Raw genomic sequence first — 14917 nt, 5'->3', positions numbered from 1 at the left:
CCGTGTAATAGCCAAAGACACACATATCAGCCCGCTTTAAAGCGCGGGCTTACTTACACTAAATAGCAATGGATGGCAGATCATACAGATATTATAAAACCAGACTATTCTGAATAAGAGACCTTTAATGAGAATAATTCACCAAAAACTGGAAATATTTCTGTCTTTAAACCTTTATTATATCGAGATGATATATTCAACACTTCCTCCTCTTCATCCTGTGCTAATTTAGGCCACTCCAAAGTGACTGTATTGAATCCCGGTTTAGTGAGAGAACCGGGAATAATTAATTGGCGACGAGACCATTCCGATGATGGCTTGATTTCTTCAAGCAATTCATTGTTAATTAAAATCCTGACTTTACTTTCTTCGATATATTTCTTAACTCTGCTGGTAATTTCCATATTTAGATCACGATTACCACTCGTGATCAGCGTAAATGATGATGTTGGCCACCATGATTTAAAATATGGAACATTTCTTCGTGTATTTAATTCAAGCTCTGCGGAAACTCTAATAACCGCACTAGTTCGCTCAATATATTGAGGTTCAGTCAAATCTACGCCGTATTTAAGTTGGTCAATATAACTCTTTTGATAATATTCTTTCAACACATGACCATGACGACCGTACTTATTAAGTATTTCACAGATTGCGTCAATCGTTTGCGCATCTGCGCCTGGTGATGTTTGAGCAATATAAAAATCGTGTGGAGAATTGACAAGTTCAAGTAGCTTTTGCCCTGCTCGACTTAGGCCAAATCCTGCTCCTCTCTCACAACTTCTGGCTTTAATATAAAGCTCCATAACATCCAGTATTTCAGCTGAGTATTGAACAGCTTTATCAAATAACTTAACTACTCGCCCTCTTTCCGCGACTTCATCAATCGGTCGATTGATATGACTGTTGTATAAAGCAGTATAAAAATAAGAAACAGCTAAATCATATGAAGATACATTTAAATCAATGTCTTCTCTTGCCATTATCTCCCAGTTTACATCTGACTTATCTTTTCCATGATTAATTAGCCATTCTGCTACAGAAGACATCGCAACTTTAAAACCTTCCGGTGTCATATGGCAGTAATCAACAAAAAGTGAATCATCTAACAGACTCGTCCCCAAATACTTAGCGAAGTAATATTCTAGATCGATAATTTTGATGTCAACGCTTTGTTGGAGAATACGCTCTTTAACAAATGAGGGAGTACTTGGAAGTGGTGTTACAAGATCATACATTAACGCATAACTGCATTCCGCGTCTAAATATGGTTTAGCTTCTTCAGCTCGATTTAATGCAATCAAGCTATTAGCCACAATACGGTTAGAAGTCGCCGCAGTGCCGCCATCAATACCGATCATACTCAGACCCAATTCTAAAGCTTCAACATACTGCCCACTCATTATTGCTTGTGATGCATGGCGATATAATTCATACCACTCAGCGGTTTTGCCATTACCCAACCAATGAAGTGGCGTTTTCCGTTCCCAATCTGCATAATTGGCTGCCGGTAAAGCAAAAATAAATTCAACACCGCTTTCCTTAGATATTGCATCTATTCTGTTTATCAATATTTCGGTATTCTTTTCCAACTTTTCCTTATATTCAACCGCCATTCCATTAGGACCTGAATTTGCAAGTACACTGGCATAATTTCTGCGTCTTTCCAACGGTGGATTATGCCCAAATAACACATCTCCAAACCAGTTATTACCCGCAAGGATAACCACATAATCCGGTTGTAATTGTAAGCTTGCCTTACAAGTCTCCAATAACCCCCCTGAGCTCATGCTACTTTTTGCAAGATCGATAACTTCCCATTCGATATCAGTATGCTGATTCAATAAATGCGCTAATGTTTTGGCTGGCGTAGTATGAGGAGAGAAAAGCATGCCAAGCGCGACAGACTCACCGATAAAGCATATCCTTTTCACATTTTTTGCCTTATTCAGCGTTAGCTGCTGCTGTGAGCTTTCCCAAAAAATGGAGTCAGACTGTTCACGTCTGACAAAAATAATTTCACCATCAATTTTCGCTGGATGCCATGTCCCGATAGCCGTATATCCATCAATATTTTCACTGCATGAAGGAATGTTATTAAAAAATTTAGCATCGTTATTGTTTTGATCTTCACTCATTAAATAGATTTGAGCTAATCGCATCACTTCCAAAGCATCTTCTTTATTATCAGAAAGAAATGTTGCTAACTTTTCAGTATTGACGTTAGATTTATTCATATTATTTTCCTAAACACTTAAGTTTATGCTAGATAAAAGTATAAATAGCTTCTATAGCTTGCCCGGTAAATAGATCATTTGGTGCCTTAATAAGGCTAAACTCTCTTGCTGCCATCTCAGAAAATGCTTCAGAAAGCATAGAGCGATCAATAATGAAATCTTCCAATACCAAAACATCAATGCCTGAATTGCCGAAACACCTTATGGCATCCAGTGGGGTACAAACGATCGGTTCTCCCCTAACATTAAAAGAGGTATTCACTAACATTGGGCAATTCGTCGCGTTATAAAACGCCTTCAGTAAAGAATGAAATTTTGGATTCGTATCAGCGGTAACTGTTTGCGGTCGGCAGGAACCATCAATATGAGTAATTGCGGGTAAACTTAAATCTGACGTTACCTGACAAGTTTCAAGCATAAATGGGGTTGGGATTGATAATTCAATATGATTTGCCGCTTCCTCTTCTAAGATAGCGGGTGCAAATGGTCTAAACCCTTCTCTCTTTTTAACTAAGGCATTTAGCCGATCTCGCATAGAAGAATCTCTGGGATCAGCAATAATACTTCGTGCTCCTAAAGCTCGCGGGCCAAATTCCATCCGTCCTTGAAACCAGCCAATGACTTTGCCATTGGTCAGCATTTCAACAATAGTCTGCTCAAAACTTTCTCTATCTTCCCGGAAATCTAAAGCTTCAATCTCCATTAAAGTTAGCATTTCCAATATATTTTCATTATTAAACTTCGGGCCAAGATAAGGATTTGTAAATGGTTCGTTACTGTGTCGTTTTCCCGTTATCTCAATATGAGCCAATGCAGCTGCACCCAAGGCAGAACCAGAATCTCCAGCCGCCGGAGGAATAAAAATATTATCAAAGAGACCTGTCTTACGGATAGCATGGGTAGCAACACAGTTTAGTGCCACACCACCTGATAAGCATAAATTTATGGAATCAACTTTTTCGCGCAAATTATAAACTTGTTCGATGAGAATCTCTTCCAGCACAACCTGCAAACTTTTCGCTAAATCCATATGATGTTGCAGCATCACAGATTCTTGCTCTCTTGGAGGAAAGCCAATCAAGTCGATAAAAGCATCCGTATACATTCGATTCATTTGGCTAAAGTCAAAGAATTGCATGTTCAGTTTAAAACTGAACTTATTTTCCGTGCCGAACATTTCTCGCAACTTATCGGTATATATTGGCTTACCATAAGGTGCCAATCCCATGACTTTATATTCACCACTGAGTACTTTAAATCCCAGATAGTTAGTAATAGTGCTATAAAAGAGACCGACTGAATTGGGATATTCGATTTTCTCGAATAAATTAATACTATCGCCTTGCGCATAACCAAAAGTAGATGTTTCCCATTCACCTACACCGTCGGAAGTTAATATAGCTGCGTCGGTGAAACCAGAAAATAGATAACTCCCGGCGGCATGAGCCATATGATGATCGTAAAATTTAATCTCTTTCTCATACCCTAATATTTCAGTGATATCACGAAATGGTTTGTGACAATCCAACCAATGAAGGCCATCGGTAGCAGAAAAGTTAAAATTGGAAGCGAGTTGCCTGGACAGCTTTTTATACGGATTCTCATAATAAGCGACACAATCAACATCAGTAATATCAATCCCGCCCTCTTCTAAACAATACCTGAAAGCTCTAACTGGCAATCTGGAATCATTTTTAAGTCTAGAAAATCGCTCTTCTGAAACAGCTGCTACTAATTGACCATCACTAATCAGTGCACAGGAGGAATCATGGAAATTTGCAGAGATACCTATTATATTCATAGCGTTATACCCTATCTTCGTTAGATTTAAGAATAAATACAGATCGCGTTACTATTTATTATTTTAAAGTAAATCATATATCTTATTTCCATTTATCGATTGAAATATTCATCAAATACTTTTATTAAAAAACAATAACACGCTACAACATATCAATACTGATTTCACAATAGAAATAACTGCTAACTTTTTACTTTATATAATATTTCTTTGAAATTTATTATCTAAACATTATAATTATTTTTATTGAACAATATCAGTCTTATGTCAAAAATGTAAGCCTTGTTGAGTCAATTTTGTGATCATTATTAAAACAAAACACTATAAATCATTACCATTTATCTCTTCACTTTACATGAAAAGAAAATATGTTCCTTTTCAACAAATTAATATTAACCTCTTATTCGTCAATAGATTAATAATCACAAAAATAATTAGTTAAATGAATTAATTGAATTTCTGTGTGAAACAATAATCAGATCAATATTCAGTGGATATTCAAGCAGTTTAATAGCCGAAGGTACACAGTAAGCCCACTTTAAAGTGGGCTTATCTGGGCTAATCAAAAAATCTGACTTAACGGGCAGGATATTAAAAATAACCTTATTCTCAACTTTCACCATTTAATACATCATCTGTAAAAATTACTTTAATTCCATTGCATTACGTATAGTGAAGAACAGATCTGTCTGGTCGGTCAAACCAACAACATTCGCTGCCTGAGGGCCATAAGCAGCAACACGGAGCTGAGTACCCGTATGTTCCTGAGCTTTCCCCTCAGAATTACTGTAACTCACTACCATTACTGAACCATCTTTGGTAATCAATGCTTGAGTCAGTCCTGGAGACTTCACTTCAGCTTCAATAATCTGGCTAGAGTGAGCATGATCAGCCGTGACAATCACTAATGTATCACCGTGTTCACGTGCATATTTCAGGCCAACTTGAACCGCCTCATCCAATACAACCGTTTCACCAATCTGCCCACAAGGGTTAGCTTTGTGATCCTGCTTATCAATAGAAGCACTTTCTACTTGCAAGAAGAAACCATTCTTATTTTCTTTCAACAGATCGATAGCTTTCGCTGTCATCTGTGCCAAAGTTGGCGCATCAGGATTCCGTTTGGAGTTCACTTTACAGCTCACCGGAGGGTTATCAATATTACCGTGATAAACCGCTTTAGGCCCTTCCCAGGCAATATCCATATTGCCTTTATGGAACAGACCTAATAGCGGTTTTTTCTGGTTTGCTTCGGTAATTGATGCCAGTGATTTAGCATCCCTTACCAGCTGGTAGCCCTGTTCTTGTGCCTGATCTTCCAGCGTTTTACCTTTTCCATCTCCAGCCATAGATTTCTGGGTGAAAATCTTAGCACCACCACCTAATGTCACATCAGCACGAGCCACTAGCAGCTGTTCTGTGATGGAACCTCGTCCACCATTTTCCAACGCATTCGTCGGACATTCTTCTGCCGTCTCTTTCGGGCCAGAACAATCACGGTCGGTCACATGCGCATACTGTGCCGCCGGTGTAGCATCCTGCACTCTAGCCGTTGTGACATTGCCTGTCCCTTTGCCATTCGCTTTTGCCAGCTCAAGCAAGGTTTGGTGATCTTTACCAAATACATCAACGCCCAATGCCCCATTATAGGTTTTTACGCCAGAAGCCCAAGCTGTAGCAGAAGCGGCAGAATCAGTCACATAGTTAGGTTTATGGGTCTTTTTATCGAGAGAATAGTGTGTATATTGTCCAGTAAATGGCAAAGCATCAATGCCTTTGAAAAATCCACCAGCACCTTTTGCATAGTTACGGGCGATAGTAATTTCAGAATCGCCCATCCCATCACCAATAAACAAAATAACATTTTTAGCTTTATGGTTATTAATTGCCGCCTTTAATGCCTTAGTCTGATTGTGAGTCATACGACGAGCACCACCAAATTCAGTAATATTGCCTTTTACTGCACGATCTTCCGCCATAATTTGATTAACCTTCTGAGTGCTATCTGCCAACACTGGCAGGCTGACTCCTGAAATTAAGGCTGAAATCATAACTGCAATCAAATTCTTTGTATATTTTTGAGACATTTAGGTTTCCTTGTTAAAAAACAATCGGAGTAAAAACTATCGTTATCTACTAAAAGGGATACTAAATAAACTATGTGACAATTATGTGAAAAAAATACACCAAATTTACCACCTTGCTACTAACGACTGTGTCCCGTGATACAACGTCTCACACCATGAGATATAGTCGTGACCGCTGGAAACTTCGCTGGATTCAACCTGATACCCTTTCTGCAATAAGGTTTCTTTCAGGTGACGGTTATTATGCAAAATGCCATCCACTCCACCTCGGTCTTCAAACAACCCTGCTTGTAAATAGATAAGAGCACATATCACTATATTTATTTTCATTTTTTTCTCTTTATCGGTTTTTAACTACAGATTTCTAACTACAGATGTTCAATCACTTTTCCGCGCCAAATCATGCATCAAATCTTTACTTAATAATAAGAACAAATACTATTATCCATAAAATAAATTGCATACTAACTTTCACCAGTAATGATATAATCGCGTTAAAACATTACAAATAAACCATTCTCTAACTAATTATTAATTGAATATACGAAAAATTTAGTACGTTGATATTAAACTAGTGATCTCACCCCTTTTTTAATATATTAAATAACAAAAAAGCGGAATATATTCTATCCCGCTTCTTCAAATTCGATAAAATTAAAGATCAGTAACTATACCCCAAATTAAATAAAAAATTTATTTCACATCAATGGAATCTAAAATTCCTCTACTCATACTCTTAGCAAAATCCCAATCATATTGTTCATAAACACGAGACAAAGCAAGAAAATGCGCGCCTGAATAGAACATTTCATATTGAGTATGACGTGATGCAAACTCAGAGCCAATGGCATCCCAAACTAATTTCAGTAACTTCACGCGTTCAATGGGTTCCAGCAAGGTTGAATATTGCGTTTTTTCTATTAAGTCACGGATTTCTGGATTTGTTAAGTCAGCATAGTTGGATGGCAACATAATCACACCACCACCAGAAAGTGTTCTGATGTTTTCTATCACTTTGGGATAAATTGACTGCAAAACAACCTGGCAAGCATATAGTTGTAATCGATTAGGAATATAGTACTCATTATGTCGATCAGGGTTATGAAGCAAGCCTCGAAATAGCCCTTCCATGTTAGTGGCATAGCAAGCAAGCTCAGCTAATGACTCTCGAACAGCAGGAAATTCATTGGTGCTTATAGCTTCGGTAAGCTGATGAGCCAGACCCGATAAGAAATGCAGCTTAACGGCATATCGGGCCATGCCTTGAACATCCATTAAAACATCAGCAGCAGTTGCCTGAAATTGTCTACGACACATACCCGTATTTTTATAAATAAAAACTCTTTCCCACGGCACGAGGACATCATCGAAATAAATTACAGAATCATTTTCGTCAAATTGATGCGATAAAGGGGAATCAAATTTATTGCTTCCTATTTCATAGGACTTCCTAGAAAGAATTTTTATCCCTTTAGTATTCAAAGGCAACGCAAAAGATAAAGCATATTGATCATCCACAAATTCTTTAAGTGGATTGAATACACCAACAAAAACCTCTTCTGCAAGGACAGCAGCTGTCCCTAACATCTTTGCCCCTCTAACAATGATTCCTTGCGGCTTTTCCTCCAGTACACGAAGAGTATGAAATACGTTTTTTACATGCTCACTGGGCGTTTTGGATCGATCACCTTGTGGATTGACTAATGTGAAAGTCAAATAAGTATCTTTATCACGGGCATATAAATAGTAGTTTTTTAACGCCTCTGCCCTGTCCCTAGAGTATTCTTCAAATATTTCCAGGTGAGTCATTATTCCAGTCATAGCAGAAGCAACATGATCCGGGCTTCTGCCTAACCAACCACAACTTTGCATTGCCCAGGCATATGCAGCCTCACCTCTGGCAATCAATTTCTCTTGAGTATCAGGAAGCTGCCAACTTAAACCGACGTTCTTGCCTCCAGGGATTTCAAACGTCATCCGATCAGCATGTTCTGCCTGATAATCATAAAGTGAAGCTACGGTCCTGATTGCATTTCGAAAAGCAGGGTGATCCACATGATTTGTGATCTTTTCTCCATTCAGAAAAATAGTTCTTCCATCACGCAGGCTTTCAATATATTCCTCACCTGTTCTTGACATTAATGACTTCCTCCGAAACGGGATTGATTTTAGGTAAATCGATCTTCAAAGGTCTAAAAATAAAAAAGGAGCCTTCAACTATAAACAACCAACATACAACGAAAATTGCTCAACATGTTTGACCCTGTTTCCGATACATCTATTCATCACTGAAATATTATAACAGCCTTTTAACGATATAATTTTGTAGTCATTCTAATAAATCAATTACTTTTATACGATAAAGTCCTGGTATTATAATTACTATCTAAACTTTCCTGTCGATATTATTTTGTATTATTTTTCACATATTAAGTATAGATTGAACAACAATGACTTGATGAAATATTTTAATAAATTTTCTTAAACATCTGTGATATCTACCTTAATTTTACACATAATCATATAATCCATTACGGACATAATGATTTCACTCACACAACCACCGACTCTTGAATAAAGATCGGTGGTTTCTATTTAAAAATAAACAAGAATTATGCATATCTTATTGTTTTTTCATCTAACTTTCCTATTAGCTGACTAAACATCAGCAAAGTACTGAGCAACAAATAGCGCTGCTCAGAACTCAAACGCAAATAACGACGACTGACTGGTAATCGACTGACGACCTCAGAAGCTGCAAAATGCTCCACCTCAAACTGCCATTGCCCCTGATGAATATTCAATGTGAGATGCCGAAAATCCAGCTCTGCTAACGTTTCACCAATCAATGGATACTGATTAAGTAAATCAATAATCTGTTGTCCAAATTCTGCACCATGGCAACAGTAATAACTCACTGTCTTTCGCCGAAGTATTCCTTTCACTTTGGCTTTAATAACTATTTTTTCCTTGAATGAAGTGATTCCCTGCAAACGAAAACAACAACTGACAATATAAGCCAGAAACAGCGCCTTCGGCTTTTCATAAACTTCAACCCGCGGTCCATCAGGTAACGTAATTTGCAAACTTTCTGCTGACAAACGCTCACAACAGTAAGATGACAAATTCTGTTGCAGCCAGTTTAGAGTCATACCGACCTGATAGCCAGAAGGATGACGGGGTTTACTCACCCACCGCCAAATACCATCAATTAAGGGAACGAAGTGGCCCAAGTTGCACCTCCGACAATTCATCCTGAGTAAAAGTATGCGAAAGTACCTGCTCAACGGGCACTGGTTTAAACGGATTCACCCGTTGTACACATAGCGTCCAAAACAGAGCATAACTGGCTGTCAGGCCCAACATGATGGCAAATGGAATATACACGTCGCCGGGATTCATTCCCGGAGGTGTGATATGAATAATCGCCAAGATAATACCCACACTGGAGATAATCTGAGGCAATGGGAAAAACGGTGATTTATAGGCACGATGTAAATCAGGTCTGCGGATACGCAGTAATATCACTGAACATGTCACCAGTAAATAAGCCACACACCAAGCACATACTGCTGCCAGAACCAAAGGCATAATCCGATTCAAATCGCCCTGAATAATAAAGGCATGTAAACAGGGGATCATTACCGCAACCAAAATCCCAAATATTGGCGTTTTAAAACGTGGATGCAAATAAGCAAAAATACGCGGCAATGCTCCATCCAATGCCATCCCGTAAAGAATACGTGGTACCGCCGCCATCAGGGTATTAATCGTTGCAGCCCCTGCCAGTAATAACCCGATACCAATCCAATACTTACCAAAATCTCCCATTACCTGACCCGCAAACGCAGGGATTGCCATTGGCGTTTCCAGCAAACGAACATTATTTTCTACATCAACCAGTACATTCTCTACCTGATGACTGATCGATGCCCCGTATAACCCCATACAGAGAGCCACACCACACAAGCCCGTCATCATTGCCCGCGGAATCACTTTGGCAGAATTTTTAATTTCAGGAGCCATTGGCGTGACCAGCTCACAGCCAACAAACATAAACATCGCCATACCAACCAAGCTCAGTACCGCTAGTGGATCGTTCAGATTAAGCCCCTCACCGAACCAACTCTCCAACGGCACAGTAAACGGCATCAATAACCCGAAAATACTGAAAATAACCAAAGTACTCCACATACAGAATGTCAGCACAATTTCGACTTTACTGAACGCTTCAATCCCCAACGCATTCAGTAACCCGAAGGTAATAACCAGTCCAACACCCACCATCCATGACGCGTTATTACTTTCCATCACCGTATTAAGGCTGTCAAAATTAACTAATGCCATAATGCCAGACAGAATTGTTTCTGCCGTACCCGCAAAAATATGAACAATTAAATAAGCTGAAAGCGCGCCGGTAATCGCCCAAAACCTCCCCATCCCACAAGAAATATAATCATAGACAGAACCAGATGTCGGTAAAATGGCTGCCGCTTCGGAAAAAGTCGTCACTTGAGCTTGCATCATGATAAAGCTAATTATCATAGCCAATACGAAAGTATCACCACCAATACCAAAACCACTTGTTACAGTCAGAATAACCGGGCTTGCCATAATTACCCCGACGGAACTTGCTAGTGTGGTAGGAAATCCCACCACGCCCTTTGCAATATGCGAAGTCAGTCGCGTTGACATACTCATCATTTTCCCTCTTATTCCGGCCATAAAAATAACGTTAACAACTATTTATTTGTGAATTTTTTGTAAATTTCATTAGTGATAAATACACTATAGAAAGCGAAGCGGAATATCGGCCATCGTCCTAAAGGACGATATCTAAAGGGGGATTAATAGCTAAAAAATATTGCGGAAAATACCAGAAAATGGAGAGTAAAAAACATAACCACTTAAATATCAAACAATAAAAAAAACAATAATTCATTAATACATTAAAAACTCACTTCAGAAATGTACCAACATAGTGTTGTTAATCAGTAACTATCACCTTATAAAATTTTATTTATTGTAATCTATGTCACGTTATTAATATGTTTATTTTGTGTTAATTTCACACTTTAATTACCCTTTTATTAATCATCAATATTAACTTACCCAATTAGATACTATTCTAAGAGAGAACATTCTTGTCTACCTTACCCTCAACCAGCCGTGAAAATACTTTAATCTACAGTTGCCTGAACACTATTGCTCATTTAGTTCCTATCTCAGCCGCAGCATTCTATCTGGTGAACGATAAGTCACGCCCTGAGAACTACATTCTGTATGGTATTTCAGGCGAAACACACAAGAATTATCTGGCACATTTTCAGCATTTAGATCCACTCAAACCGGCCAATTATCAACAAAATGATATTAATATGGTTGGCATGGATCAAAATACACTGACCAAACATAATAAATACTACTATGAATTTATGCTGCCAAATAACATACAAGATATTGCAGAAATATTTATCCGCCAGCACAACCGAATTATTGCTGGAGTTTCTTTATTACGAGATACTCCATTTACACCGAAAGATTTTAATCGTCTCAGTACTATCCTACCATTAATTGAATTAGCCACTAGAGATTTACTTCCTGAAACACCAACGATTCTGACGGCTAAAGAACAGGAAATTATTAATTTGGTAAGAGCAGGTGCAAGTAACAAACGGATTGCACAAGCACTTAATATCTCCCTGTCTACCGTAAAAACCCATTTGCGCAATATCTTTGTCAAAACTAAAGTGACTAATCGCACCGAACTGGTTTCCAACGGATTTATTACCCGGCACTTGTAATTGGTAGATGTTATAAATTACCTGTAACAATAAAATGGCTTTGCATGCCTAATCAAAGTAGTTATTCAAATAAAAATCAAATGAGGGGAAACATCAGATTAAAGATGATATTTATAAGCGCCAATGCGTTCTACCCAACTGCGGGTATGCGCCACAGTAGATCATTAATATTAATAAGCCGGAAAATTATTCCGGCTTATTAACTTATTATCGACATATTTATTAATTATACCCGTTATCTTTCAAGTTGCCTCTTTGTTGGTTGCACTCACTCACCCCGGTCACCGAGTTATCTATGCTCCCGGGGATTCGCTCCCTTGCCGTCGCGATCCATCTTGAAATCCATTGGGTATATAATCCCAGCAAGTTGTACTTAAATAATGCTAAGACACCAACCCGCAAAGGTATCTTTGATTTAGCACCGTTAATCCACCGCCAGTTGCCGACAGCCTGAATTAATAATCCAGATTGAACATATTTAGGGGAATTCTCTTTTCCGTCAACAATAAAGGTAGCTACTTAAGCGGCAAATATATATCCGTCAACAATTCATGTACAGCGACTTCATGCACAAAGTTAAGGTAGTGAAAGTATAATGGGAAATCGCGCAACTCTTCCCCACTGGCGGGCAACCAGTCACGATACAAATATCGCGCACTCTCCGACAAAGAATCATGTAAACCATGATGGCGCACAACGGCACAGCACCCACCTGGTATAGTACCGTTCCTGATCCCGAATAAATTATCCTCTTGGATTGGTACCTCTACTGTTCCGCAAATGTCAAAGCGGAAATCTTCTCCTTTTGTCGTTACCGGATCATGCGGAGCAATACCGTAGGTTTGACTGGTAGCAACAGGCGATAATCCTGTGGTTTTGCGCCATTCGATAAAACGTGCAGCCGTCGCATTGACCAGCTCAGATTGACCATGATGGGACAATATAGCAACGCGTGTTTCTGGAAAATTAACAATTTTTACATTCATAGTTTGTGTCCTTGTACGTTTTTGTTCAGGAATACGTTGGTGCCAACATGCCCAATCCGGTTGTTTGCGAAACTGGCTAGGTGTTAGACCAAACGATTGTTTGAAAGCACGGCTGAACGATTCTGGGTTTTGAAAACCTGCGTCCAACGCAATATCAATAATTTTTTCTAACGGATTGAATGCTAAGCGGTAGGAGGCTCGCTTTAATCTCATTAATTGGATATAGCGTCCTACAGGTATACCGCAGTAGTTAGCAAACTGTCGGTGAAAGTGATAACGCGAAAAATTCGCAACATCACTCAGTTGTTCCAGTGTAAGCGGTTCGTCCAAATGGCGCTCAATATAACCAAATACCTGATCGAACCGTTTCACATAGGCGTCAATTTTATCATCGTGCATTGCATCCTCCATGCAACTCACTATGCCTGAGTTAAAGAGACATTGCCTGACTGATATTGCTGACTTTTGTGTTAAACAAGCACAGAAAATGCTGCCTCAACGAAATGAAGCTGTACCCGAAAAAATTGTCCTACGCCAACTGATTCATGAGCCTGAAAATCGTTTCCAGTGAACTGCTCACTCGAAGCAAAAATTGCCGTAAATCGTCTCCCTATACCAATAAAGATACAAGGCGAAAAGCCCAAAATGAGTCAAATAAAATTACTATTCGACTCACATATTGAGTAGAATACAAGGCTTATTTGACTCACAGGAAAAATCTATGTGGATATGGGAACAACCGAATTGGCCGAAATTCCATTGGGATGCCGACATTATTGCACCATTACTGCGAGACGTGCATTTTAACCAAGGATTGTTATTAGGCAAATCTGACTTTGAAGATGCCAAGCAGGCAACACTTGATAGCCTTCTATCCAACATACTCTATTCAAGCGAAATTGAAGGAGAAAGATTAAATGCGGCTTCTATACGTTCGTCATTGGCAAACAGATTAGGTATTACGGAAGAAAAACCTTATCCAACAATAGAGAAGAGTGATGGCATTACAGAAGTCGCCCTCGATGTGATAGAAAATAGTGATTCTGCTCTAACCCTTGAACGTATCCTCAGATGGCACCAGTTGATATTCCCTGAAGGCTATACCATGTTCAATCCGATACAGGGAGGTAAATTACGCAAAGGGATGATAGAAGTAGTATCCGGTCGTTTGGATAAGCCAACTGTCCACCTTGAAGCACCGCCGCCAGAGAGAATGGTCACTGAAATGACTCAATTCATAGAATGGTTTAATCAATCCCGAACAGATGCCAGTCTTGACCCCATCATCAGAGCAGCAATCGTTCATTTATGGTTTGTGACAATTCACCCCCTGGAAAACGGGAACGGACGCATTACCCGATTTTTGACAGACCTTGCACTTGCTCAAGCCGAAAACCGCTCAATCCATTTCTACGCAATGTCGGTAAGTATTTGTAATCATCGTAAGGCATATTACGAAATCCTTGAAAGCACTCAACGAGGCGGCTTGAATATTACTGTCTGGTTAGTTTGGTTTCTGAAAATATTGAATGAGACCTTAGCAAACAAACTAAAAGAAATTAATCAGGTTGTGCAAAAAGCTAAATTCTGGCGACGGATAGATCAGACCCAACTTACCGAAGAGCAAGCGAAGGTACTAAACCGTATGCTGGACAGCAATTTTGAACAAGGCATTAGCAGCAGCCAATATCAAAAGGTGGCTAAGGTAAGTCGTGCCACTGCAACCAGACACCTGACACATTTGGTTGAGCTAGGTTGTTTAGAAAGTACTGGTGCTGGTGGTCGTAGCACTCGTTACGTTATTAATCACAAAGGTTGAATCTTAGTAAATGTAGGGAAAAGGAGACATATCAAAAGCAATAAAAAAAGGATGAATTAGCAAAATCCGCCGTAAACCCTAGCCCAGTGCGGGCGGGGATATAAGGCGAAAAGCCCGAAGGGCTTTAAAACACGTCACTCCGGCGTATTTTGACTGGCAACGTACGCTTTAAGCGTTTCTATC

Annotated in this window: 12 protein-coding genes; 4 read left to right on the top strand and 8 right to left on the bottom strand. The window is 39.1% G+C overall.

The genetic code is table 11. The features are described 5' to 3' along the window. Positions 1-104: 104 nt before the first annotated feature. The 7 genes from C5469_RS09190 to C5469_RS09160 form a co-directional block, all read right to left on the bottom strand. A complete protein-coding gene (locus C5469_RS09190; RefSeq protein ID WP_166305214.1) occupies positions 105-2237 on the bottom strand; it encodes an SGNH/GDSL hydrolase family protein in 2133 nt (710 codons plus the stop codon). A gap of 28 nt (positions 2238-2265) precedes the next feature. Then, complete coding sequence (locus tag C5469_RS09185; protein ID WP_166305211.1) at positions 2266-4038, bottom strand: carbamoyltransferase family protein; 1773 nt, start codon at positions 4036-4038, stop codon at positions 2266-2268. 644 nt (positions 4039-4682) lie between these two features. Further along, a complete protein-coding gene (gene phoA, locus C5469_RS09180; RefSeq protein ID WP_166305208.1) occupies positions 4683-6125 on the bottom strand; it encodes an alkaline phosphatase in 1443 nt (480 codons plus the stop codon). 105 nt (positions 6126-6230) lie between these two features. Then, complete coding sequence (locus C5469_RS09175) at positions 6231-6455, bottom strand: hypothetical protein (protein ID WP_242689427.1); 225 nt, start codon at positions 6453-6455, stop codon at positions 6231-6233. A gap of 363 nt (positions 6456-6818) precedes the next feature. Further along, positions 6819-8264 carry a 4-hydroxyphenylacetate 3-hydroxylase family protein gene (locus tag C5469_RS09170; RefSeq protein WP_166305205.1) on the bottom strand — a complete coding sequence of 482 codons (1446 nt, stop codon included), beginning with the start codon at positions 8262-8264 and terminating at the stop codon, positions 6819-6821. Positions 8265-8737: 473 nt separating this feature from the next. Then, complete coding sequence (locus C5469_RS09165) at positions 8738-9358, bottom strand: DUF3156 family protein (protein WP_242689426.1); 621 nt, start codon at positions 9356-9358, stop codon at positions 8738-8740. Continuing rightward, positions 9333-10826, bottom strand: coding sequence for an APC family permease (locus C5469_RS09160; protein WP_166305620.1), 1494 nt, complete (start codon positions 10824-10826; stop codon positions 9333-9335). Before C5469_RS09160 ends, C5469_RS09165 begins: the two co-directional genes overlap by 26 nt. A gap of 443 nt (positions 10827-11269) precedes the next feature. On the opposite strand from C5469_RS09160, the gene C5469_RS09155 reads away from it, so the two are divergent. Further along, positions 11270-11929 (top strand): response regulator transcription factor, encoded by a 660-nt coding sequence (locus C5469_RS09155; RefSeq protein WP_166305199.1) that lies wholly within the window; start codon positions 11270-11272, stop codon positions 11927-11929. A 295-nt stretch (positions 11930-12224) separates the two neighbouring features. Further along, positions 12225-12383 carry a hypothetical protein gene (locus tag C5469_RS09150; protein WP_166305196.1) on the top strand — a complete coding sequence of 53 codons (159 nt, stop codon included), beginning with the start codon at positions 12225-12227 and terminating at the stop codon, positions 12381-12383. A gap of 61 nt (positions 12384-12444) precedes the next feature. Here the strand turns inward: C5469_RS09150 and C5469_RS09145 are convergent, their stop codons facing one another. Then, positions 12445-13314, bottom strand: a complete 870-nt coding sequence (locus C5469_RS09145) for an AraC family transcriptional regulator (protein WP_166305193.1) — start codon at positions 13312-13314, stop codon at positions 12445-12447. Positions 13315-13336: 22 nt separating this feature from the next. On the opposite strand from C5469_RS09145, the gene C5469_RS09140 reads away from it, so the two are divergent. Continuing rightward, positions 13337-13486, top strand: coding sequence for a hypothetical protein (locus C5469_RS09140; RefSeq protein ID WP_166305190.1), 150 nt, complete (start codon positions 13337-13339; stop codon positions 13484-13486). Between the two features lie 150 nt (positions 13487-13636). After that, positions 13637-14734, top strand: a complete 1098-nt coding sequence (locus tag C5469_RS09135; protein WP_166305187.1) for a Fic family protein — start codon at positions 13637-13639, stop codon at positions 14732-14734. Positions 14735-14917: the final 183 nt, after the last annotated feature.

The organism is Photorhabdus cinerea, assembly GCF_011189575.1.
Lineage (GTDB): Bacteria > Pseudomonadota > Gammaproteobacteria > Enterobacterales > Enterobacteriaceae > Photorhabdus > Photorhabdus cinerea.
Note: the sequence above shows the minus strand (reverse complement) of the source record. Positions and strands in the feature narration are given on the sequence as shown.